Raw genomic sequence first — 22725 nt, forward strand, 5'->3', positions numbered from 1 at the left:
ACCGACACGCGCTATCCTCCCGCGAGGCGCCCAGCTGGGCGGCAGAACCATACTTTGAGTCAACTGGTCATAGCTATGAAATGACGTGGGCGATTGCTATACAGCTATTGTCCGCGAGCTTTGATCCGACCCTCACCACGCTGCCCGATGCAAGGCGGTGGGAAGAAGGCTTCGCGAAGCTGAGACAAAAACAAGTTCAGGGATTCTACTACGGTTCTCCAATCGGAATTGCACCGGTCGGCGCGTATCATATTTTTGAAGGACAGGCTCGATTCTCACAACTTCAGTACCTTCATCACACGTCGGGAGGCGAATGGGACTGGCAGGATTTCGAACGCCTCGGGATGCTTGGGGAACGGTATGTAGCAGCCTTTAATCACTTCCTGCGAGTGGTGGGCGAGCCGCGTCCGCAATCAGTGGGTGACCCACTGATCGGGCTCTTCCTAGTTCTCTGTGACCTCGCAATCAACCCCACGGAGGGATTCCCATTCGATATCCACATCTATGAATCGTTCCTAATTGATGTTGATCCTGGCTCTCGTTTTCACCTGTTCTGTCATGGGGTGGCGGGTCAGCCGGACTTGAAAAAGGTGATCACCGACTACTCGAATGAGGAGTACGAGCAAATCACGACTGCCCTCTGCGCATTTACGAGATCACCAAGCCCACTCGCCGCTTCCAGACTCGTGGCAACTTGGCCGGAGAAGAACGCGGCTATCGACGAGCTACTCACCGAGGATGCTGTGTTCCGGTTCTCCACTCCGGACCTTCTAATAAGGGTGTTTTTTGCCCGATTCGTACGCTTCCAAACAGACAAAGCGAGGAACCCAGCCTTCTTTGTCTGGCCAGGTGTGTGGATGGGATCGGTGAAAGCAACCAGACTAGACCCAGCCGAAATCAGGACGTTATTCCAAGAGCACGAGGCGTTGTTCCTGGATGTACCGGGTGGTGAGGTTCGCCCACGGCTGATTCACAACAAGCCCGAGATTGAAGTCTACGAGACATTCAACAATTTCTACTCCATACTTGTGACGTACAGTCTTACTCGCCAGTGGATCGCAGCGGACGGCGTCTTCGACTTCGACTTGCGATGGTTAAGCCCGACCGCTTCCGATGAGGAGATGCGCATGTGGGCGTCTACGCTTTTCACTAACACGTATGGTGTGGCCCCGGACGCATTCGTGATCATCTGATGCGAGCCCGATAGGCGGGCCGGAGCCAGTGAGGGGCAGACGCGGTCCGCTGAGGACCTGAGAAGCGCCCGTGTGTTGGATTTCTGGTCTTCGGCGTCTCCTGTTATGTGATGCGCTGCGGCTGTTGCGCGATGTGAGTTCGATTCCGTCCTCCCGAGCCTGTCCATGATGCCCAGTCTCCGCCGTCTTCTTGCCGCCGCCGTGGTCGCCGCGGCCATGTTTGCGCCCTCGCAGGGGGATGCGCAGCGTGTGGTGCGCGTCCCTCCGCTGTATCCCACGTCGCCGCCGAGGGTGATCGGGCCGGGGGTGGTGGATACGACGGGGCTCCAGTTCCGCGTGTCGCAGGGGCGGGTGCTGGGGCCGGCGGCGCTCCCCGCGACGCAGGGGGAGAGGATCAGCGCGTTGGAGGCGGCGCGCGTGCTGGGGCGCGCACGGCCGCTGGCGCCGGATTCGGCGGCGCGCGACAGCTTCGCGTTCCCGGCGCAGACGATGCCCGCGCCGCGCGCCGGGGCCACCGTGGTCACCGGCTTCCCGGCGCGCGACACGGCGGGGTCGGTGCCGGTGCCGCAGGTGGGGACGGGCGCACTGACGGTCACGCGGCGCGCGCCGGAGGGGGAGGTGCCGCTGGGCGCGGAGGTGACGATCACCTTTTCGCAGCCGATGGTGCCGCTCTCGTCCGTGGGCAACGTGGAGGGGCGGGCGGTGCCGGCGCGGCTCTCTCCGCAGGCGCCGGGGCGGTGGCAGTGGATCGACGTGAGGACGCTGCGGTTCGAGCCGCAGGGGCGGCTGCCGATGGCGACGGAGTTCACGGTCGAGATCCCCGCCGGCACTACGTCCGCGACGGGCGGGCGGCTGGCGGACGCGGTGCGCTGGACGTTCGGCACGCCCGCGCCGCGCGCGACGGGCGGGTGGCCGTACGCCGACGCGATCGGATTGCAGCCGGTGCTCGTCGTCCGCTTCGACCAGGACGTCAGCCCCGCGACCGTCCTCGCCACCATCACGGTGCAGGCCCGTGGCGCGCGCGTGCCCGTGCGCCTGGCGACCGCCGCGGAGGTGGAGGCGGACGCGGATGCGCAGGCGCGGGTGCGGGGGCTGGAGGCGGGGCGCTGGGTCGCGTTCCGGCCCGTGAACCCGCTCCCAAAGGGTGCGCAGGTCACCGTCACGGTGGAGCCGGGCACGCCCTCGGCCGAGGGGCCGCGCCGCACCGCCGATCGCCAGGTGTGGGAGTTCACCACCTTTACGAGCTTCATCTTCGTCCGCGGCACCTGCGGCTTTGGCGGCGGGTGCAGGCCGGGGATGCCGCTCGTGATGCAGTTCACCACCCCGCTGGCGGACTCGCTCTTCGATGCGTCGCTCGTGCGCGTGGAGCCCGCCATCGAGGGGATGCGCATCGCCCCGCAGGGCTACTCGCTGATGATCATGGGGCGGACGCGGCCCAACACGCGCTACACGGTGCGGGTGGACGCGGGGCTGCGCGACCGGTTCGGGCAGCGGCTCGGCACGCCGGCGACGGCGTCGATCCAGGTGGGCCCGCCCGTGGCCCAGCTCTGGTCCGCGCACAACATGGTGGTGCTGGATCCGCAGGGGCCGCGCTCCGTCTCCGTGTTCGCGCGCGGGCACCAGCGGCTGCGCGTGCGGGTGCACCGCGTAGCGCCCGAGGAGTGGTTCGCCTTCGCGCGCGGCGGCGGGCGCCAGCGCGGTGAGCCGAGGCGCCTTCCCGGCCGCGAGGTCTCCAGCCGGGTGGTGGAGCCCGGCGGCCAGCCCGGCGACACGCGCGAGGTGGCGGTGGACCTGACCCCCGCGCTGGACGGCGGGCTGGGGCAGGTGGTGGTGGCGGTGGAGGCGGTGGAGGGTCCCACCGGCTGGGAGCGCAACCAGAGCGTGTACCTGTGGGTGCAGTCCACCCGCATCGGCCTCGCCGCCTTCGGCGACGCGACCGACCTGACGGCGTGGGCGAGCTCGCTGGTGGACGGGCGGCCGCTCCCCGGCGTGGAGGTGAGGCTGCATCCCGCGGGGACGGCCGCCACCACCGGCGCGGATGGGCTGGCGACGATGGCGCTCCCCGCGGCGACCGGGCGCGAGGCGTTTATCGTGGCGCGCTCCGGCGGCGACGTCGCGCTCCTGGCGCCGGGGATGGGGAACGCGGGGTGGGTGCATCTCGCGCGTCAGCCCGAGCACGCACGCGTGTCCTGGTACACTTTCACCGACCGCAACCTGTACCGCCCCGGCGAAACGGTGCGCTTCAAGGGGTGGGCGCGGCGGATGTCGTTCGGTAAAAACGGCGTCATTGCCCTTCCCGGCCGCGGCACCGTGGACTACCAGGTGCGCGACTCGCGCGGCAACGAGATCGCCAAGGGAACCGCGCAGCTCACCGAGCTGGGCGGCTTCGACGCGTCGTTCGTGGTGCCGCAGGGGGCCAACCTGGGCCACGCATCCATACAGGTGAGCCTGGCCGGGTCGCCGAACGACTCGCACGGCTTCTCCTTCCTCATGCAGGAGTTCCGCAGGCCCGAGTACGAGGTTTCGGTCACGGCCGACGAGGGCCCGCACTTCGTGGGAGGCGGAACGGAGGTGGTGGCGCGCGCGTCGTACTTCAGCGGCGGCGGCCTTCCCGGCGCGCCGGTGGAGTGGAGCGTGACGGCGACGCCCGGCTTCTTCTCCCCGCCGGGGTGGGACGAGTGGAGCTTTGGCCCCACGCGCCCCTGGTGGTGGTGGAGGGACGGCGACGACGGCGGCGAGGAGAGCGAGAGCTTCAGCGGCGTCACCGACGCGTCGGGGGCGCACGCGATCCGGCTGGACTTCGACCGCGCCGTTCCCCCGCGCCCCTTCCAGGTGACGGCGAACGCCACCGTCACCGACGTCAACCGGCAGACGTGGACCTCCAGCGCGTCGCTCCTGGTTCACCCGTCCGCGGTGTACCTGGGGATGAGGACGCCCCGCTCGTGGCTGGAGGCGGGCGACACGATGGAGCTGGAGATGATCGCCGTGGGGCTGGACGGGAAGCCGGTCCCCGGACGCACCATCGACGTGCGCATCCGCCGCAACGAGTGGCGCTTCGACGACGGGCGCTGGCGCGAGGTGGAGGCGGGGAGCGAGAGCTGCTCCCGCGTCTCCGGCACGACGCCGGTGCGCTGCACCTTTCGCGTGGTGGGCGGCGACTACCGCATCGAAGGGGTGACCACCGACGCGCAGGGGCGCCGCACCTTTACCACGCTGCGCATGTGGGTGGCGGGGCCTGGCGTGCGCTTCCCCGGCCGCGGCGAGGAGAACGAGGCGCGGCGCGTGGAGATGATACCGGACAAGGAGCGCTACGCCGTGGGCGACACGGCGCGCATCCTCCTGCGCCTCCCCTTCCAGCCGGTGCGCGGGGTGGTGACGATCGGGCGGAGCGGGATCGTGAGGACGGAGCCGTTTGCCACGGAGGGGGCCACGCACACGCTGCGCATCGCCATCACCGAGGCGGACGTGCCGAACGTGTGGGTGCAGGTGGACGTGACGGGTGCGACATCCGGCGGCACCGAGGAGCGTCCAACCGCCCGCGGCGTGGACATGGCGACCGGCACCGTGATGCTGCGCGTGCCGCCCCTCACCCGCACGCTGACCGTGCGCGCGGTGCCGTCGGACAGTACGATGCTGCCGGACGCGGAGGGCTCGGTGGAGGTGGAGGTGCGCGACGCCGGCGGGCGCCCCGTGGCCGGCGCCGAGGTGGCGCTGGTGGTGGTGGACGAGGCGGTGCTCGCGCTGAGCGGCTACCGCATCCCCGATCCGCTCCTCCTCTTCTACCGGGAGCGCGGGGCGGGGATCAACGCGCTGCACCTGCGGCCGCTGGTGCGGGTGGTGGCGCCCGACTTCGCGCCGGCGCCCGGGACGCTGGTGGGGCGCGTGGTGAACGTGCAGACCGGCGAGCCGGTGGGCGGCGTGCGGGTGACGGTGCAGGGCTCCACGCTCTCCGCCGTGGCCGATGCGCAGGGCCGCTTCCGCATCCGCGGGGTGCCGCAGCGGACGCTGACCCTGGTCACGATGCAGGAGGGCTACGCGGGCGCCGTCCAGACGGTGCGCGTGGGGGCGGACGCGACCGCGCCGCTGCTGCTTTACCTCGTCAGCGAGCAGGCGGAGAGGGAAGGGGCAATGACGGCCGATGCCATGATGGAGTCGGTGACCGGCAATGGGGCCAGCGGCATGCCCGTGCCGGTGTCCGCCCCGCCGCCGCCCCCGCCGCCTGCGATGGCTCTGCCCATGGAGGCGCCGCCGCCGCCGATGGCCCAGCTACAGCTCCGCGCGAGCTCGGCGCCGCAGCAGCAGACGACGATCGCGGTGCGCACCAACTTCGACCCGCTGGCCGTGTGGATGGCGGCCGTGCGCACCGATGCGCAGGGGCGGGTGCGGGTACCGTTCCGGATGCCGTCGAACCTGACGCGCTACCGGGTGACGGCGGTCGCGGTGGAGGGCGCCACCCGCTTCGGCCTGGGCGAGAGCGCCATCACCGCGCGCCAGGCGCTGATGGTGAGGCCGTCGCCGCCGCGCTTCCTCAACTTCGGCGACCGCTTCGAGCTCCCCGTCGTCCTCCAGAACACCACGGGGGCGCCGATGGTGGTGCAAGTGGCGGCGCGCGCCGTGGGGGTGAGCTTCACCGATCCGGGCCGGCGCGTCACCATCCCCGCGCGCGACCGGGTGGAGGTGCGCCTGGCCGCCGAGGCCGTGCAGGCCGGGCAGGCGCGCTTCCAGGTGGTGGCCGCCGCGGCGGATGGCGCGACGGACGCGGCGGAGTTCTCGCTCCCCGTCTACACCCCGTCCACGGCCGAGGCGTTCGCCACCTACGGCAACCTGGCCGAGGGCGCGGCCACCCTTCCGCTCGACGTGCCGATGGACGTCATCCCGTCGTTCGGCGGGCTGGAGGTGACCACTTCGTCCACTGCGCTGAGCGAGCTGACGGACGCCTTCCTCTACCTGGTGGGCTACCGCTTCGAGGGGACGGAGCAGATCGCGTCGCGGATGATCGCCGTGGCGGCGCTGCGCGACGTTCTGGGCGCCTTCAACGCCGAGGGGCTGCCCTCCGCGGACTCGCTGCGCGCCTCGGTCGCCTCGGACGTGCGGCTGCTGGCCGCGCGCCAGAACGGCGACGGCGGGTTCGCGTGGTGGCAGCGCGGGCGCGAGTCGGCGCCGTACGCCAGCATCCACGCCGCGCACGCCCTGCAGCGGGTGAGCGAGGCCGGGTACGACGTGCCGCCGGAGGTCCTCGGCCGCGCGCGCAACTACCTGCGCGCCATCCCCCGCAACCTGCCGCAGGCGTACCCCGCGGACGCGCGCCGCGCGCTGCACGCCTACGCCCTCTACACCCGCCGCCGCATGGGGGACGAGGTGTCGGGCGACGTGCGCCGGATGGTGGCCGAGGCGGGCGGGGTGAACCAGCTCCAGCTGGAGACGGCCGGGTGGCTCCTCTCGGCGACGGCGGGGGAGCGCGGGCCGGTGGAGGTGCGCGACTCGCTTCTGCGCCTGGTGAACAACCGCGCGACGGAGACGGCTTCGACGGCCACCTTCGCCACGCGCTACACGGAGGGCGAGTACCTGCTGCTGCACTCGGCGCGGCGCACGGACGCGGTGGTGCTGGAAGGGCTCCTGGCCGCCGACCCGCGCAACGAGCTGGTGGCCAAAACGGTGCGCGGGCTCCTGGGGAACCGGGTCCGCGGGCGCTGGAGCAACACGCAGGAGAACGCGTGGGTGCTGCTGGCGGTGCAGCGCTACTTCCGCGAGTACGAGGCGCAGACCCCCGACTTCGTCGCCCGCGTCTGGCTGGGCGACCGGCTGGCGGGGAGCGCGCCCTTCCGCGGCCGCTCCGCCACCCGCGGGCAGACGGAGATCCCGATGCGCACCCTCCAGCAGCTCCGCCCCCCGTCACTCACGGTGGGGATGGAGGGGACGGGGCGTCTGTACTACCGCGCCGGCCTCCGCTACGCCCCGCGCGACCTGGTGCTCACGCCGATGCAGCGCGGCTTCGCGGTGGAGCGCACCTACGAGGCGGTGGACAGCGCGGGCGACGTGTCGCGCGGCGAGGACGGGATCTGGCGGGTGCGCGCGGGCGCGCGCATCCGTGTGATAGTAACGATGACGACCCCGTCGCGCCGGCTGCACGTGGCACTGATCGATCCGCTCCCGGCCGGGTGGGAGCCGGTGAACAACGAGCTGCGCGGTGCCCAGCCAGACGGCGGCGGTGACGGCGGGCCGGTGCGGCCGATGGGGCGCGGGGCGGATTCGTTCCGCGGCTACTGGGGCGGGAGCTGGTGGGAGCACCAGAACCTGCGCGACGACCGCGCGGAGGCGTTCACGTCGCTGCTGCCGGCGGGAGTGTACAGCTACACGTACGTGGCCCGCGCCACCACCCCGGGGCTCTTCATCGTCCCGCCCCCGCGCGCGGAGGAGATGTACTCGCCCGAGACGTTCGGGCGCGGGGGGACGGACCGGGTGATCGTGCGGTAGGCGGGGCGGGCCCCCTCCCTCGCTCGTCACCTCGCTGCCCCTCCCCCGATAACCACCCGGGGGAGGGGCGGCTGGCGTGTATGGGTGCGCGGGTGCGGGGTTCGCCGCGGGGGTGGGCACGGGCAGCCACGTGGGGCGGCCCCTACAGGTTCGGTGCGAATGGCGCGGGTTGAGGGGCTGCAGGGGCGGGCAGACACGCAGGTCTGCCCCTACCGGATTGCGTGCGTAGAGCGAGGGTCGAGGCGGGGCGGAGGGCGGGCGCGATGAACCGCGCCCCTACGGGATGGGTTCGTTTCGGGCGGGCGGCGGAGCGGGGTCGCGCACGGGCGCGATGAATCGCGGCCCTACCACGAATGCCGCGTCGCGGGCGGAGTTCTCCCCCTCACCCGCCCTGCGCCCCCGCAGGCGGGGGAGGGGGCCGGGGGGAGGGGGCATCCCCGTCCCCCACGAGCGCCCGCAGGAGGCGGATGGCTTCGCGCTTCTCCTTTTTGCCCAGGGAGGCGAGCGCGGCCTTGATGCGCGCGGTGTGCTCGGGGTGGATGCGCTTCACCAGCGACTCGCCCTCCTCGGTGAGCGCGGCGAGGCGGGCGCGGCGGTCGAGCGGGTGGCCGCGGCGCTCCACGAGGCCGCGCTTCTCCAGGCGGTCCACCAGGTAGGTGATGCCGCCGCTGGAGACCAGGATGCGCCGCTGCACCTCGCCCAGGAGCATGGGGCCGCGGTGGAGGAGCGCTTCCAGGACGCCGAACTCCGCCGGCGTGAGGCCGTGGCGCGCCAGGTCGTCCGCGGCGTGGGCCTGCACGGCGCCGTACGCGCGCGCCAGCGCCGCCCACAACCGCAGCGTGAGCGATTGCGCCTCGGCGGGCGTGGGATCGAGCTCGGGGGTGAGGGGCATCTCGGCTCCGTGTTGGCGCGCGCGGGTCTCGAACGCGCGGGTCCGCAACACCCGGACCTCACCGGCAGGGTTGTTGCGCATCCGAAAGGCGCTAGCGGCGCAGGTGGTGGCAACCCGAACCCCACGTTTGATGAGCCCCCGATCCACCTTAAAGGAAAGCGCCGGCACGGAGCTGATCCCGCAGCGCGGCAAGGAGTGCGAGGTGCAGGTGGGAGGGCGGGTGGTACGGCTCACCAACCTCCACAAGCCGTTCTGGCCGGAGGATGGGATCACCAAGGGCGACCTGCTGCGCTACTACCTCTCTGTTTCGCAGTGGCTGCTGCCGCACCTGCGCGGGCGGGCGATGGTGATGAAGCGCTATCCCAACGGCTACAAGGGCCCGTTCTTCTTCATGAAGCGTACGCCGCCGGGCGCGCCCGAGTGGCTGAAGACGTGCGCAATCGAGCACAGGTCCAAAAGCATCATCGACTTCCCCATCATCGAAGACGAAGCGTCGCTGCTCTGGGCGGTGAACCTGGGGTGCATCGACCTCAACCAGTGGTACGGCGTGTGTGAGGATTACAACCGCCCCGACTACCTTCACTTCGACCTCGACCCCGTCCCCGGCGCAGACTTCGCGCGCGTGCGGCAGGTGGCGCTCCACGTGCGCGACGCGCTGGCCAGGCAGGGGATGAAGAGCTACCCCAAGACCACGGGGAGCAAGGGGATCCACATCTACGTGCCCATCGTGCGCGGGCCGCTGCAGAAGCAGGTGTGGACCTACGCCAAGTGGTTCGCGCAGACGCTGGAGAAACGCTTCCCCGATCTGGTGACCGCCGAGTACCGCATCGCGAAGCGGCCCGCCGGGCGCGTGCTCGTGGACTACAACCAGAACGCGTGGGGGCGCACGCTGGCGTCCGTCTACTCCGTCCGCCCCAAGCCCGGCGCCACCGTCTCTGCGCCAGTCACCTGGGACGAGGTGGAGGCGGGGATCGAGATCGAGGATTTCACCCTGCGCAACGTCCCCGCGCGCGTGGCCGAGCTGGGCGACCTGTACCGCCCGCTCGTGCTGAACCGCGGCCGCTTCGACCTTTCGAAGGTGATGTGAACGGGACGGAAGTGCTAAAGTCCTAAGTGCTGAGTCCTGAGTGAAAAGCGCACTCACGCACTAACGCACTTCCGTTCAGCACTTAGCACTTAGCACTTAGCACTTCGATTTTCGATGTCCGCCTAAGACCCTGAGATCCACGCATGGAGCTGCCGATCGCGCTGGACTACGCGCCCATGGAGGCCGAATCGCAGGCGGAGATTCCCGCGGGCGAAGGGTGGCAGTACGAGCCCAAGTGGGACGGCTTCCGCTGCCTCGCCTTCCGCGACGGCGACGAGGTGGATCTGCGCTCCAAGAGCGGCAAGCCGCTCGCGCGCTACTTCCCCGACGTGGTGGAGAACCTCCGGTCGCTGCGCGCCAACCGCTTCGTGCTGGATGGCGAGATCGTGGTGCCCGTGGGCGATTCGCTCAGCTTCGAGGAGCTGCAGCTGCGCCTGCACCCCGCCGCGAGCCGCGTGCAGAAGCTGGCCGCCGCGCACCCCGCTGTCTTCATCACCTTCGACCTGCTGCTGGGCGCCCGCGGCGCTCCGTTGGTCGAGCGCCCGCTAGCCGAGCGGCGCCCGAAGCTGGAGGCTTTCGCGGAGCAGTTCTTCGGGGACGACGAGCGCATCCGACTCTCGCGCGCCACCACGGACCCGGCGCAGGCGAACGACTGGCTTTGCGGCGGCGTGAAGGGGCTGGACGGCATCATGGCCAAGCGCCTGGACGCCGCCTACGCCAGCGGCGAGCGCACGGCGATGGTAAAGGTGAAGAACCTGCGCTCTGCCGAATGCGTGGTGGGCGGCTTCCGCTACGCCGCGAAGAAGAAGATCGTCGGCTCGCTCCTGCTGGGCCTCTACACGGCGGACGGGCTGCTGCACCACGTCGGCTTCTGCAGCGCAATTCCGGAGGAGGAGCGCGCGCGCCTGACTCCCGAGCTGGAGAGGCTGGTGCAGGCGCCGGGCTTCACCGGCTCCGCGCCGGGCGGGCCGAGCCGTTGGAGCACGGAGCGCTCCACGCAGTGGGAGCCGCTGGCCAGCAAGCTCGTCGTGGAGGTGCAGTACGATCACTTCAGCGGCGACCGCTTCCGCCACGGCACCCGCTTCCTGCGCTGGCGGCCGGACAAGGACCCGCGCCTGTGCAGCATGGAGCAGGTCGTCAAGGACAGCCGATCGACGGCGGCGCTGTTGTAGGGGGCGGGCGTAGGCCCCCTCCCCGCTCGTCACCTCGCTGCCCCTCGCCCAATAACTACCTGGGGGAGGGGCGGTGGCGTGTTTGGGCGCGGAGCGGCAGGGTTCGTCGTGGAGGCGGGCACGGGCAGCCACGTGGGGCGGCCCCTACGAGGTTGCGGTGCCGTGAGCGGGATTTTGGGTGGCGGCGAGGGTTGGCAGACACGCAGGTCTGCCCCTACGGGATCGGGTGCGTTGGGCGTGGGTCGAGGCGGCGCGGAGGGCGGGCGCGATGAATCACGCCCCTACAAGGCCTTGGCGCGACGCACGGAGTTCTCCCCCTCACCCGCCCTGCGCCCCCGCAGGCGGGGGAGGGGGCCGGGGGGAGGGGGCTGGTCCGGCGCGGGCCTACAGCCCCGCCGCCGTATCCCCCGGGATCATCGCCCGGCGCGCGAGGGAGACGGGGAGGCCCAGACGCAGGAAGCGGTCGTGGAACTCGCGCAGGGAGAAGGGCTTGCCCTGCGATTCCAGGTGGCGGCGGTAGTCGTCGCGCAGCTTCAGGATCTGCATGCGGCCCAGCGCGTAGTACAGGTACGTAGGGTCGTTGGTGCCGCGCTGCGTCTCGCGCAGGGCGGGGAAGGGGGCGAAGAAGGCAATCTCCTCGAACCGCTTCGCCGCGTCTTCCACCGACGCGCCGTAGGCGTGCATCGAGAGGCCGGCGTGCCAGCGCGCGTGCCGCTGCAGGGCGCGCCGAAGCTGGCCCAGCCGCACCGCCGGGCTGCCGCCGCCCAGCCCCTCGTCCACCATCATCTGCTCCGTGTAGTGCGCCCACCCCTCGACCAGCGAGGCGGGCGTGAAGACCTTGCGCACCTCGGTGGGGATCTGCGAGCGGTAGAGGAGCTGCACGAAGTGCCCGGGCATCGCCTCGTGCACCGTGATCCCCAGGAGGCCCGGGTAGTTGAAGTAGGTGAGGTGCTGCTCCTTCTGCTCCGCCGTCCACGCGGGGTCCACGTTGGTGATGTTGTAGAACGCCTCCGTGGCGACGACTTCAAAGGGACCGGGGGTGTCCATGGAGGCGAAGCCCTGCCGCGCGTACTCCGGCGTGGGGCGCACCACCGGCATCCGGTCGCTGGGCAGCGTGACGATGCCGCGCTCCACGATGAAGCGGCGGATGGTGTCCAGCTGCGCGCGGGCGGTGGGGATGAGCTGCTCGGGCGTGGGGTGCACGCGCGTGATGGAGTCCATCACCTGCAGCGGGGTGCGGCGCGTGTCGATGCGCGCCGCCTCGCGGGCCACCCACGCGTGGTAGTCGCGGATGGCGCGCTCGTTCACGTCGCGAAGCTGGTCCGCCGAGAGGTCGACGAACTCCTCGTACTTTACCTTCCGCTCGAAGACGGAGCGCCCCAGCCGGAAGTCCCCGCGGGCCGTCGGCAGCACGTCCCGCTCCAGCCACGCCGCGTATCCCTCCATTTCGGCGATGGCGCGGGTGCGAGCGGCCTCGAAGCGGGTGCGCAGCGCCGGATCGGCGCGGTCGGCGCCCTGCGCGGCGAGGGCGGCCGGGAGGTCCTGGCGCAGGAAGCTCACCGTGCCGCGCGTGTTCCGCACCGCATCCGTCGCCCAGAGCTGCGGGACGCCGGCGAGGTTGGCGCGCGCGGCGGCCAGGACGGCGGGGATCCCTTCCATGCGCGCGATCAGCAGCTCCATCCGCCGGGGCGCGGGCGCGAACTCGCGCGACGCGATCGACGCCAGCCCACTGGCGACCACGCCGTTGTAGTACGACGGGTCCTTTTGCCAGCCACGCACCTCCTCCCACTCCAGCAGCTCGGCGCGCAGGGCGTGGTCCAGGATCTGGTGGTCGAACCTCGCGTCCTCGTTGAGCGACGCGCGGTCAATGGTGCCCAGCTCCGCCAGGAAGCGGCGCAGCTCGGCGTTGCGGCGGTCGATGGCGGGGCGCGTGAGGTCTGGGAGGCGCTCGTCGAAGCGGTGGATCCCCAGGCCGGTGGAGCGCACCGGGTTGGCGGCGTAGTACCAGTCCAGAAAGGTGCGCGCGAAGCGGTCGTAGCGCGCCTGCTGGGCGGCGTTCGCGGGCGCGGGCTCGGGGGCGGTGCGGGGCGCCGCGGGGGCGCACCCGGCCAGCGCCAGCGCGAGCAGGACGGTACGGCTCATGGAGCTCATCCGTGCGAAGTGTGTGCGGGTCTGGAGGTCCCTCCGAAGATAGCCCGCCCGCCGCGCGGGGCGCCACCCGGCGTCAGAAGACGGGGTGCCTCCGCCGTTCAATGAACGAAGCTCCCCGGTTCATCGAACGGCGACCGAACGCCCAGGCCACGTCTCCGGATGGGCCGGCGAAGCGCGCAAGGCGTGCACCCGCAACGGCTTGCGCCGCGCCGCGCCAGGGGCCCCTTCGATGCACCATGGGGGCCATCCCCCCGGCACCCGCCGGCGTCGCGATCCATCTCCACCCGGACGGTGCCGCATGTGGAAGCGCTCTCCCATCCTGCTGGTCCTCCTGCTGGCAGCCTGCAACGAATCCGGATACGAGCAGCGCTCATCGATGCAGCGGGAGGAGCTGGTCGACTTCTCGGAGATCAGCGCCGAGCCCGCCGGGACCGTTTTGCACGAGATAGAGCCACGGTTCCCGGACGTTGCCGAGGGGGTTGCGCCCGGCGTTGAGCACGGCGTGGCGCGGCGGGACAGAGAGCGCTACGCATCGCTGGCGGAAAACCGGTTCATGGATGCGCGCCGGGCGCCGCTCTCCACCTTTGCCATCGACGTGGACGCGGCATCGTACAGCAACGTGCGCCGCTTCCTCACCAGCGGCACCCTGCCGCCTGCCGACGCGGTGCGGATCGAGGAGCTGGTCAACTACTTCGACTACGACTATCCCGATCCCGCCGGCCAGGACCCGTTCTCCATCACCACCGAGGTTTCCGCGGCGCCGTGGAACCCGCGCCACCGCCTGGTGCACGTGGGGCTGCAGGGGCGGCGGATGAGCACGGAGCGCCTCCCGCCCAGCAACCTCGTCTTCCTGGTGGACGTCTCGGGTTCCATGCAGTCGCCGGACAAGCTGCCGCTGGTGCAGGAGAGCCTGCGCATGCTCACGGACCAGCTTCGCCGCCAGGACCGCGTCGCCATCGTGCTGTACGCGGGCCAGGCGGGCGTCGCGCTTCCCAGCACTTCCGGCGCGGACAAGGCGACCATCCGCCGCGCCATCGACGCGATGTACGCGGGCAGCTCCACCGACGGCGCGGGCGGCATCACCACGGCGTACGAGACGGTGCGGCGCAACTACATGCCCGGCGGCAACAACCGCGTGATCCTGGCCACCGACGGCGACTTCAACGTGGGCGTCAGCAGCGACGCGGAACTGGTGAAGCTGGTCGAGCGCGAGCGCAACGACGGGATCGCGCTGACCGTGCTGGGCTTCGGCACGGGGAACTACCAGGACAGCAAGATGGAGGCGCTGGCCGACCACGGAAACGGCAACTACGCCTACGTGGACGACGTCGGCGAGGCGCGCAAGGCGCTGGTGGAGGAGATGGCGGGGACGCTGCACACGCTCGCCAAGGACGTGAAGATCCAGGTGGAGTTCGATCCGGCGCGCGTGCAGAGCTACCGGCTGATCGGATACGAGAACCGCGCCCTGGCCGCGCGCGACTTCCGCGACGACCGCAAGGATGCAGGCGACCTGGGCGCCGGCCACTCGGTGACCGCGCTCTACGAGGTCGTCCCCCGCGCCGGCGCGGATGGCGGGGAGCTGCTGACGGTGCGGCTGCGCTACAAGGCGCCCAACGGCGTGCACAGCCGCGCCCTCTCTCGCGCCGTGCCCAACCGCGTCACGCCCGCCGCGCGCGCATCGGACGACTTCCGCTTCGCCGCGGCCGTAGCGGAGTGGGGGATGCTGCTGCGCGGCTCCGCCTACCGCGGCTCCGCATCGTACGACGCGGTGCTTGCCCGCGCCCGCTCCGCCCGCGGCCCGGACCTTCAGGGCCATCGAGCCGAGTTCGTGCAGCTCGTGGAAGCGTCGCGCCGGCTGGGCGTGGGGGGCGGCTGACGGTTGTCCTCACACAGAGACACAGAGGGTACGGAAAAAACTACAGAAGGATATCTCTGTGGCTTTCAGGTAAACAGATGGGGAGTGTAATTATGGTTAAACTGTTGGGGTAAATGGGTTTGTGGCTAAACTGGCCCGGCGTTTGCTTAAAGTGGATGCGTCTCGCGGAAGTTCGCCGTGGGACGCATTCCTACTTTCACGAGGGGACATGATGAAGAAAGTTACGTTTGTTCTGGCGGCTTTGTCGGTGCTGGGTGTGGCGGGTACGGCCTCGGCGCAGTCCGCGATTCCGCTGTCGGTGGAGATCCGCGGCGATGCGGCGATCCCGGCCGGGGACTTCGCGGACGACATCGAGAACGGCATCGGCTTCACTGGGAGCGCGGCGCTGCAGCTGGTGCCCGGCTTCGGGCTGTACGGCAGCTACAGCCGCACCAACTTCTCCATCGACGGCGCCGAAGACGACGTGCTGGACCAGGGGTACTCGGCGGGCCTGACGGCCTCGCTGGGCGGCGCCGCGGGGCGCCCGACTCCGTACGTGGCCGCCGGGCTCCTCTTCCACGAGCTGGAGGTGGAGGAGACCGAGGTGGGCGACGCGAAGATGGGCTTCGAGGTCGGCGCCGGGATCGCGATCCCGCTCGGCCAGCGCATCCGCGTCACCCCCGCGGTGGGCTACCGGCAGTACAACATCGAGGGCCTGTCGCTGGGCGGCGTCCTGAACACGGACATGAACGTGTCGTACCTCAACGCCGGCGTGGGGCTGAACATCGCCTTCTAAACGGACATCAGCACGTCTGATGCATCGCGGGGTGTCTCCGGTTTCGGAGGCACCCCGTCGAACTGCACACGGAGACACGGAGGGCACGGAAAGAACCACAAAAGAGGTTCTCTGCGACTTGTAGTTCCCTCTGTGCCCTCTGTGTGATGCTTCTTTTCCTTAAACAGCCCCGCACTCACGCACTCCCGTGCATCTCCTGCCCGGACAGCGTGCGCGTCTCGCCGATGTTGGGCTCGCTGCCGGTGACGATGCCCTTCACGACCTCAAAGAGGACGACGGGCCGCGGGGTGTTGTTCACCATGTAGACCACCGAGTCCGCGTCCACGGCGATGAGGACGATGCGCGGATCGTCCGGGCCGCCGTCGCGCTCGCCGCCCTCGTCGCCGAACCAGGCGCGCCAGTCGGGCTTGTAGAGCTCGTGGATCTTGGCGCGGTCACGCACCAGGCGGGCGCGCGCGCTCACCGACACCCACTCGCGCGTGCGGTCGCGGTAGAAGGAGACGTTGACGTGCGGGTCCGTCTCCAGCTCGTCCAGCTTGTGCGATTCCACGTCGGTGGCGAACCAGAGGTCCGCGCCCTCCGCCTGCCCCTGCGCCGCCATCGGGCGCGACACCAGGTGCCCGTCCGCGCGGCGCGTGGTGAACATCGCGATCTCGATCCCCTCGATCAGGCGGTACAGCTCCGCCAGCTTCTTCTCGGTGGGCACGTTCTCGTTCGCGCCGTGCTTTCCATCCTTCCATTCCGACATGCTACGACCTCCAAAATCCAAGGTTGGTGTAAGGTCCGGAGGCGGGCGGGTGAGCAGTATGCGTGCCGCCCGGCCTTGCCCCGCGCCCGCACGCGCGGCATCCTTGGGCGCCCTCTGACGACCATCGCATCTCCGCACCGCCCGATACGTGAACCCGCGCACCCTGCACCGCCTCCAGATCCTGGGCGCCGCCCTCCTCTTCTCCACCGGGGGCGCGGCCATCAAGGCGACCACGCTCACGAGCTGGCAGGTGGCCGGGTTCCGCTCGGGAATCGCGGCGCTCGCCATCATCCTGCTGGTGCCGTCGGCGCGGCGGGGGTGGTCGTGGCACGTGGTGCCGGTGGGGCTGGCGTACGCGCTGACTCTGGTCACCTTCGTGACCGCGAACAAGCTGACGACGTCGGCCAACGCCATCTTCCTGCAGTCCACGGCGCCGCTCTACGTCCTGCTGCTGAGCCCCCTCCTCCTGCGCGAAAAGATCCGCAGGAGCGACGTGGCGTTCATGGCGCCGATCGCGCTGGGGCTCGCGCTCTTCTTCCTGGGCGCCGAGGAGCCGGTGCGCACCGCGCCGGACCCCGCGCGCGGCAACCTGTTGGGCGCGGCGAGCGGCCTTCTGTACGGCTTCACGGTGATGGGGCTGCGCTGGACGGGGAGCCGCGGCGAGGGGTCGGCCGTCCCCACCATCGCCGCGGGAAATCTGTTCGCCTTCCTCCTCTGCCTCCCCGCCGCGCTCCCGGTGACGGGCGGGGGGACGGGGGATTGGCTGGCGGTGGGGTACCTGGGGGTCTTCCAGATCGCGGCGGCGTACGTCCTGCTCAGCGCCGGAATCCGCCACGTCGGCGCGCTGGAGGCGAGCACGCTGCTCCTGCTGGAGCCCGCGCTCAACCCCGTCCTCTCCTGGATCTTTCACGGCGAGGAGCCGAGCGGCTGGGCCATCGCGGGCGGCGTGCTGATCATCGGCGCCACCGTCCTGAAGACGTGGTGGGACGGGCGCGCCGTCACGGAGCCGGAGGCGGCGCCGGGGTGAGAAGTCCGGGGTGAGGAATCCGGGGTGAGGAATCCGGGGGCCGGCGGTTGAAACCGCTGCAACAACCGCGGGAAGCCTGCCTTCGCAGGCTCCGGGCGAGCGGTGGGTGCGGGGCGCGCTGGCGCGGGTCCGGCGGCTAATCACCAGAGAGCGGCGTCAACGCGGGAGGCGCCAGCCCCGCATCAACCGGGGGATGAATCCCCCGGCTGGAACCACGGGAAGGCGGCTAAAGCCGGCTCCAGTAGCGCGACATTTGGACCCGGAGTCCGCGGAGGCGGACTTTGCGTGGTTCCAGCGGCGAATTCATTCGCTCCTGGAAACCGGACTCCTGACCGCGCCGGCATCCCGCCGCCCGGACGAATCCCGCCCCCGAGTCCGCGCAGGCGGACTTCGTGCTGTTGTTGCCGCGAGTTCACTCGCCACGACCCAAGCCACCCCTCACCCCAAGCCCCGATCCCGTGCTTTCGCTGGACACGCTGTTGAGTGGACTTCCGCGACGCCCCGAGGCGGGCGAGCTGCTGGCCGGCTTCGTACCGCCGCCGAGGTTTGCGGATAAGGGGTTCGACGACTACCGGCCCGATTCCCGGCATCCGTCGCAGGGGGCGGCGGTGCAGCGGCTGCGCGAGGTGGCGGCCGAGCTGCGGGAGGGGACGCGCGTGGGGTGGCGCGGACTCTTTCGCCCGTCGCGCACGGGAAGCGGGGTGTACCTGGACGGCGGCTTCGGCGTGGGGAAGACGCACCTCCTGGCCGCGCTCTGGAACGCCGCGCCCGCCCCACGCGCCTACCTCAGCTTCGACGAGCTCGTCTACACCATGGGGCTGCTGGGCGTGGAGGGGACGCGCGAGCTGTTCAGCGGGCAGCGGCTGGTGTGCGTGGACGAATGGGAGCTGGACGACCCCGGCAACCTGCGCATGGCGATCGCCTTCCTGCGCGGCGCGCTGGCGGACGGCGCGCGCGTGGCCGCCACCTCCAACACCGTCCCCGACGAGCTGGGGCGCGGCCGCTTTCCGCAAAAGAGCTTCGCCGCCGAGATCGAGGAGCTGTCCGCGGCGTTCGAGACGCTCCGCGTGGAGGGCGAGGACTTCCGCCACCGCCTCTTCCGCGCCGACCCCGGCCGCGCGCTCTTCCTGGACGATGCCGGCATGGAGGAAGCCGCCCGCACCGCCGCTCCCCGCACGCTGCGCGCGCCCTTTGCCGCCCTCCTCGCCGCGCTGGGGGACGTGCACCCCATCCGCTACGCGACCCTCGCGGATTCGCTGGAGGGGCTGCTCGTAGACGACATGGCGCCGATCGGGAGCATGGCGGAGGGGCTGCGCTGGGTGCACTTCATCGACAAGGTGTACGACGATGCGCTGCCGCTCGCGGCGACCTCGCGGGCGTCGCTCGGCGAGATCTTCCCAAGCGACTTCGTGGCGGGGCCGTTCGGAAAGAAGTTCTCGCGCTGCCTGTCGAGGATGGAGGAGATGCTGGGGGAGGGGCCTGGTTGAACGACGAAGCCCCCGCGGCAGGTGCCGCGGGGGCTTCGATCGTATCGCCGGCCGACCGGCTACTCGGCCTGCGTCTGCGCGATGAGCTTCTTGACCGCGCGGACGGCGTTCTTCTCCAGGAACTTGGCCATCGCCTCCTCTTCCAGCAGGCTCTCCTGGAGGAGGGGGAGGCACTCGTTCTCGCCCATCGCGGTGGCGATGGCGATGGCGGTGCGGTAGGCCGCGATCTCGTAGTGCTCGATGCGCAGGCCAGACCCGATGTCGAAGGCCTCGAGGATCGGCTTGGACGGCTTCTCCTCCGACTTGAAGGAGTCGTGCTCCTCGCGGAGCCCGATCGCCGCCTCGCACTTCTCCGCCCTGGCCTTCTCGCCGAGCACCTTGAAGACTTCCTGGATGCGCTCGATCTGCCCTTCCGTCTCCCGCACGTGCTCCTCCAGACGGGCCTTCATCTCCGGGCTGTTGACCTCGCGCGCCATCCCCTTGGTGCCGGTCAGGAACTTCCGTTCGGCGTAGAGGATGTCGCCCAGCTCGTGCAGGAGGAGCTCCCGCATCTCCGTAACCGCCATTCGTTCGCTCCGTTAGACGTGCGAGCGGCGGCCGGCGACCATGCGGTACAGCGCCAGCAGGATCAGCGCCCCGATGACGGAGCCGATCAGCCCGGCCTTGTTGTCGCCGTTGCCGCCCATCACGGTGTTCCACAGGAACCCGCCGACCACGGAGCCCGCGATGCCCAGCAGGATCGTCACGATGATGCCACCCGGATCACGGCCCGGCATGATGAGCTTGGCAATGGCGCCAGCGATCAGGCCGAGGATGATCATCCAAAGGATATTCATGGTTCGCCTCACGAACGGGTGAAATCGTCGGCCCCCAATGGACCGCCGTCAAAGCCGCGTCCAACGCAATTCAGGTGCCGAACGGGGGAAGTGCGTGAGTGCGGGAGTGCGTTGGTGCGCGAGTGAGGAGGGGACTGGGGCGGAGTGCAACGTGCTAAGTGCTGAGTGCTGAACGACATTGCAGTCTTCTTTGCCCGATCATTCCGCCTCGGCAAAAGCATACGGCGATCTCACACAGAGACACGGAGGGAAAACGAAAGGGCGCAGAGCCATCTCTGTGGCTCCGCGCCCTCACTTGGCACCAGGCACTGGCCACCAGGCACTTAGGACTCAGGACTCAGGACTCAGGACTCAGGACTCAGGACTCAGGACTCAGGACTCAGGACTCAGGACTCAGGACTTAGGACTTTCCTCCTCGAACACGTCATCCAGGTGCTCCACCCCCGCGGCCTCAAAGATCTTGCGGCGGATGCGGCGGTCGAAGAGGGCCCACTTCAGGCGCTGCTGCTCGTCGTCGTCATCGTCGCCGGTGAGGAAGCCGACGTCGATCTCGAAGCCGCCGGCGCGGGAGCGGCCGCCGCCGTAGGGACGGCCGCGCGGGTCGTTGCCCAGGCACTCCTTGAGGAAGCGGTCCACGTGCAGCGTCGCCTTGTTGGTGCGCAGGCTGCCGGAGATCACCTCGCGCCCCTCGTCGCCGTCTTCCAGCAGGCCGTAGACGATGACCGTGTGGACGTTCTCCTCGGTGAGGAGGAAGTCCGCGGCCTGGGGGATGGCGTCGCGGTCCGCCAGGCGCACGCAGCCCACGCCCGCCACCGAGAAGCCGCTGCGCACCACGCGGCTGCGCAGCGCTTCCTCGATGATGCGCAGCGTGGCGTGCGACTTCTGCACGCAGAGCACGCGTTCCAGGAGCACCGAGTCCATGAAGCGGCTCAGGTACGCGGCGGCGCGGTACTCCGGCGGGCGCGCGTGGACGAAGCCGTCCGTCTCGCTGTGCAGGCCGTGCATCAGCGCCGTGGCCAGGCGCACGTGCGCCTCGTTGCCCGGTTCCAGCGTCAGCAGCTCGCCGCTCTCCAGGTACTCGGAGATCAGTGTGGCCGCCGCGCCCACGGGGCGCACGTCGGAGAAGATGGGGTCGAGCACGCCCTGCGCATCGTGGTGGTCGATCACCGCCAGCGTCGGCACGCCGGCGGCGGCGAGGCGCTCCGTGAGGTGCGTGGTGGTGCCCTGGTTGTCTACGAAGACGGCGGCGTTGTACCCGTCCAGCTCCAACCCTTCCTCGTACGGCACCAGGTGCAGCTCCAGGAGGTTGACCAGCGCGAGGTTTTCCGGGTGGCTGATCTTGCCGTCGTACATCACGTCCACCTCCACGCCGAAGCGCCGCGCGATCTCCAGGTACGCGAGCCCCGTGGAGATGGCGTCCGGGTCCGGGAAGTCCTGGATGGCCACCACGTGCTTCTCGCCGCGCCGGCTGGAGAGGAGGCTCGCCAGCTCGGCCGCGCGCGTCGCGCTCTCTTCGAGCGGCGTGGGGGGCTTCTCCAACGTCTGCACGGGTTCGGACATCGCTCGCGTCTTCCGGGGGTCGGGTTCCTTCCGCTGCGCTGATGGCGAGCGCCGTGCCAGCGCACTGCAACTGCTGGCTCACACAGAGACACAGAGCCACAGAGAGAACAACAAAAACAAGTTCTCTGTGGCTTGCGGTTCCCTCTGTGTTCTCTGTGTGAGGCTGTTTCTTTGGATGGCTGCGTCACTCGCAGGCCTGGATCGTGAAGCTGCCTTCGAGGATGCGTACGATGTGGAGCTCGTCGAAGCCCTCGGCGAGGGTGGGGCGCTCCAGGCGCTTGAGGGTGCCAAAGATCCCGCTCGGCGGCACCTGGCGCGGGCGGCCGGCGTTGCGCGCCACGGAGCCCTTTGGGTCGGGCTCAAAGAAGTAGCCGATGGTGCGGAAGCCGGCCGCGCGCGCCGGGGCCAGGTAGCGCGCCCGCTCGGCGACGGTCGGGTTGGTGTTGTCGATGACGAAGCGCTGCCCCGCCGCGATGCACGCCTCCATCAGCAGCCGCTCGCGCCGCCGCGTGCGCACCATGTCCAGGCTGATGCGCAGGTGCGTGTCGAAGAAGCGCTCGCGGTAGAAGGTCGACTTCCCCGAGGCCTGGATTCCCACAAGGATCACGGCTTCCATGCGGCGGTGGCTCCGCGAGAACGGTGCCCTGTGGACACCGGGGCGTGCGAGTTGCTCACCCGTCGGCTGGAACCGGGCGGCGGCACTCTGCGCAGGGGGAGGGATGGGAGCACCGAGCGGCGGAGAGGACGGAAGGGTCGCGGCGCGGCCGGGGACGCCCTCCGGCACGGTGGAGCCGGGGCTGCAGCGCCTCGCGCTCGCCGGGACGGAGGCGCTGCTGTACGTGCCCGCCGGCTACCGGCCCTACACGCCCGCGCCGCTCGTGCTGGCGCTGCACGGGGCCGGCGGCACCGCGCGGCACGGCCTCGATCCGCTGCACGGCTTCGTGGACGACCTGGGATTCGTGCTGCTCGCGCTCAAGTCGGCGGGGCGCACCTGGGACGTGATCCTGGGCGGCTTCGGCGCGGACGTGCGGGCGATCGACGGCGCGCTGGCGCACGTCTTCGGGCGCGTGGCGGTGGACCCGGAGCGGATCGTCGCCAGCGGGTTCTCGGACGGCGCATCGTACGCGCTCTCGCTGGGGATCACCAACGGCGATCTGTTCAGGCGGATCGTCGCCTTCTCGCCCGGGTTCGCGAGGCCGGGGAAGCAGCACGGGGCTCCGCACATCTTCGTGTCGCACGGCACGCGGGACTCGGTGCTCCCCATCGACGCGTGCAGCCGCCGGCTCGTCCCGCGGCTGCGGGGTGCGCGGTATCCGGTGGAGTACCGCGAGTTCGACGGCGGCCACACCATCCCGGCGAAGATCGCGCAGGAAGCGGCGCGGTGGATGGTGGAATGACGAGAGGCGCGGAGAACGGGTCTCCGCGCCTCCGGGGCATCCTCGTGCTG

At 70.3% G+C, this 22725-nt stretch carries 16 protein-coding genes; 9 read left to right on the forward strand and 7 right to left on the reverse strand.

What is annotated here, in order from left to right; genetic code table 11:
* The first annotated feature begins 80 nt into the window (after nt 1-80).
* Together VF584_01605 and VF584_01610 are read left to right on the forward strand one after the other, a co-directional pair.
* Nucleotides 81-1193, forward strand: coding sequence for a hypothetical protein (locus VF584_01605; protein HEX8208853.1), 1113 nt, complete (start codon nt 81-83; stop codon nt 1191-1193).
* 165 nt (nt 1194-1358) lie between these two features.
* Nucleotides 1359-7667 carry an Ig-like domain-containing protein gene (locus VF584_01610; GenBank protein ID HEX8208854.1) on the forward strand — a complete coding sequence of 2103 codons (6309 nt, stop codon included), beginning with the start codon at nt 1359-1361 and terminating at the stop codon, nt 7665-7667.
* Nucleotides 7668-8049: 382 nt separating this feature from the next.
* Here the strand turns inward: VF584_01610 and VF584_01615 are convergent, their stop codons facing one another.
* The gene (locus VF584_01615; protein HEX8208855.1) at nt 8050-8559 is read right to left on the reverse strand and encodes a MarR family transcriptional regulator; all 510 of its coding nucleotides are present in this window, start codon (nt 8557-8559) and stop codon (nt 8050-8052) included.
* 130 nt (nt 8560-8689) lie between these two features.
* On the opposite strand from VF584_01615, the gene ligD reads away from it, so the two are divergent.
* Both ligD and VF584_01625 read left to right on the forward strand, forming a co-directional pair.
* Nucleotides 8690-9646 (forward strand): non-homologous end-joining DNA ligase, encoded by a 957-nt coding sequence (ligD, locus tag VF584_01620; protein HEX8208856.1) that lies wholly within the window; start codon nt 8690-8692, stop codon nt 9644-9646.
* Nucleotides 9647-9789: 143 nt separating this feature from the next.
* The gene (locus tag VF584_01625; GenBank protein HEX8208857.1) at nt 9790-10818 is read left to right on the forward strand and encodes an ATP-dependent DNA ligase; all 1029 of its coding nucleotides are present in this window, start codon (nt 9790-9792) and stop codon (nt 10816-10818) included.
* A 384-nt stretch (nt 10819-11202) separates the two neighbouring features.
* Here the strand turns inward: VF584_01625 and VF584_01630 are convergent, their stop codons facing one another.
* Nucleotides 11203-12960, reverse strand: a complete 1758-nt coding sequence (locus tag VF584_01630; protein HEX8208858.1) for a DUF885 domain-containing protein — start codon at nt 12958-12960, stop codon at nt 11203-11205.
* A 307-nt stretch (nt 12961-13267) separates the two neighbouring features.
* On the opposite strand from VF584_01630, the gene VF584_01635 reads away from it, so the two are divergent.
* A complete protein-coding gene (locus VF584_01635) occupies nt 13268-14845 on the forward strand; it encodes a VWA domain-containing protein (protein HEX8208859.1) in 1578 nt (525 codons plus the stop codon).
* 208 nt (nt 14846-15053) lie between these two features.
* Nucleotides 15054-15620: an outer membrane beta-barrel protein gene (locus VF584_01640; GenBank protein ID HEX8208860.1), complete on the forward strand. Its 567-nt coding sequence runs from the start codon at nt 15054-15056 to the stop codon at nt 15618-15620.
* 175 nt (nt 15621-15795) lie between these two features.
* On the opposite strand, the gene VF584_01645 is transcribed toward VF584_01640, so the two are convergent.
* A complete protein-coding gene (locus VF584_01645) occupies nt 15796-16368 on the reverse strand; it encodes a pyridoxamine 5'-phosphate oxidase family protein (GenBank protein ID HEX8208861.1) in 573 nt (190 codons plus the stop codon).
* Nucleotides 16369-16516: 148 nt separating this feature from the next.
* On the opposite strand from VF584_01645, the gene VF584_01650 reads away from it, so the two are divergent.
* Nucleotides 16517-17395: a DMT family transporter gene (locus VF584_01650; protein HEX8208862.1), complete on the forward strand. Its 879-nt coding sequence runs from the start codon at nt 16517-16519 to the stop codon at nt 17393-17395.
* Nucleotides 17396-17853: 458 nt separating this feature from the next.
* Nucleotides 17854-18882: a cell division protein ZapE gene (gene zapE, locus VF584_01655; GenBank protein ID HEX8208863.1), complete on the forward strand. Its 1029-nt coding sequence runs from the start codon at nt 17854-17856 to the stop codon at nt 18880-18882.
* Nucleotides 18883-18941: 59 nt separating this feature from the next.
* Here zapE and VF584_01660 read toward each other — a convergent pair whose 3' ends face one another.
* The 4 genes from VF584_01660 to VF584_01675 all read right to left on the reverse strand — a co-directional run bounded on the left by VF584_01660 (nt 18942) and on the right by VF584_01675 (nt 21894).
* A complete protein-coding gene (locus VF584_01660; GenBank protein ID HEX8208864.1) occupies nt 18942-19448 on the reverse strand; it encodes a ferritin-like domain-containing protein in 507 nt (168 codons plus the stop codon).
* Nucleotides 19449-19460: 12 nt separating this feature from the next.
* Nucleotides 19461-19718 carry a GlsB/YeaQ/YmgE family stress response membrane protein gene (locus tag VF584_01665; protein ID HEX8208865.1) on the reverse strand — a complete coding sequence of 86 codons (258 nt, stop codon included), beginning with the start codon at nt 19716-19718 and terminating at the stop codon, nt 19461-19463.
* 393 nt (nt 19719-20111) lie between these two features.
* Entirely contained in the window at nt 20112-21278 is a 1167-nt protein-coding gene (locus tag VF584_01670; protein ID HEX8208866.1) for a bifunctional oligoribonuclease/PAP phosphatase NrnA, read from the reverse strand.
* A gap of 184 nt (nt 21279-21462) precedes the next feature.
* A complete protein-coding gene (locus VF584_01675; protein HEX8208867.1) occupies nt 21463-21894 on the reverse strand; it encodes an AAA family ATPase in 432 nt (143 codons plus the stop codon).
* Between the two features lie 103 nt (nt 21895-21997).
* Between VF584_01675 and VF584_01680 the strand changes: the two genes are divergently transcribed.
* On the forward strand, nt 21998-22675 hold the full coding sequence (locus VF584_01680) for a hypothetical protein (GenBank protein ID HEX8208868.1): 678 nt from the start codon (nt 21998-22000) through the stop codon (nt 22673-22675).
* Nucleotides 22676-22725 lie beyond the last annotated feature (50 nt).

Origin of the sequence: Longimicrobium sp. (genome assembly GCA_036389135.1) — a bacterium.
Taxonomy (GTDB): Bacteria; Gemmatimonadota; Gemmatimonadetes; order Longimicrobiales; family Longimicrobiaceae; genus Longimicrobium.

Bases quoted from the DNA above. Each gene is read 5' to 3' on its own strand.
- VF584_01680 (HEX8208868.1), top strand. From the start codon at position 21,998: ATGGGAGCACCGAGCGGCGGAGAGGACGGAAGGGTCGCGGCGCGGCCG.
- VF584_01670 (HEX8208866.1), bottom strand. From the start codon at position 21,278: ATGTCCGAACCCGTGCAGACGTTGGAGAAGCCCCCCACGCCGCTCGAA.
- VF584_01605 (HEX8208853.1), top strand. From the start codon at position 81: ATGACGTGGGCGATTGCTATACAGCTATTGTCCGCGAGCTTTGATCCG.
- VF584_01675 (HEX8208867.1), bottom strand. From the start codon at position 21,894: ATGGAAGCCGTGATCCTTGTGGGAATCCAGGCCTCGGGGAAGTCGACC.
- VF584_01610 (HEX8208854.1), top strand. From the start codon at position 1,359: ATGATGCCCAGTCTCCGCCGTCTTCTTGCCGCCGCCGTGGTCGCCGCG.
- ligD (HEX8208856.1), top strand. From the start codon at position 8,690: ATGAGCCCCCGATCCACCTTAAAGGAAAGCGCCGGCACGGAGCTGATC.
- VF584_01640 (HEX8208860.1), top strand. From the start codon at position 15,054: ATGATGAAGAAAGTTACGTTTGTTCTGGCGGCTTTGTCGGTGCTGGGT.
- VF584_01625 (HEX8208857.1), top strand. From the start codon at position 9,790: ATGGAGCTGCCGATCGCGCTGGACTACGCGCCCATGGAGGCCGAATCG.
- VF584_01635 (HEX8208859.1), top strand. From the start codon at position 13,268: ATGTGGAAGCGCTCTCCCATCCTGCTGGTCCTCCTGCTGGCAGCCTGC.
- VF584_01630 (HEX8208858.1), bottom strand. From the start codon at position 12,960: ATGAGCCGTACCGTCCTGCTCGCGCTGGCGCTGGCCGGGTGCGCCCCC.
- VF584_01645 (HEX8208861.1), bottom strand. From the start codon at position 16,368: ATGTCGGAATGGAAGGATGGAAAGCACGGCGCGAACGAGAACGTGCCC.
- VF584_01615 (HEX8208855.1), bottom strand. From the start codon at position 8,559: ATGCCCCTCACCCCCGAGCTCGATCCCACGCCCGCCGAGGCGCAATCG.
- VF584_01665 (HEX8208865.1), bottom strand. From the start codon at position 19,718: ATGAATATCCTTTGGATGATCATCCTCGGCCTGATCGCTGGCGCCATT.
- VF584_01660 (HEX8208864.1), bottom strand. From the start codon at position 19,448: ATGGCGGTTACGGAGATGCGGGAGCTCCTCCTGCACGAGCTGGGCGAC.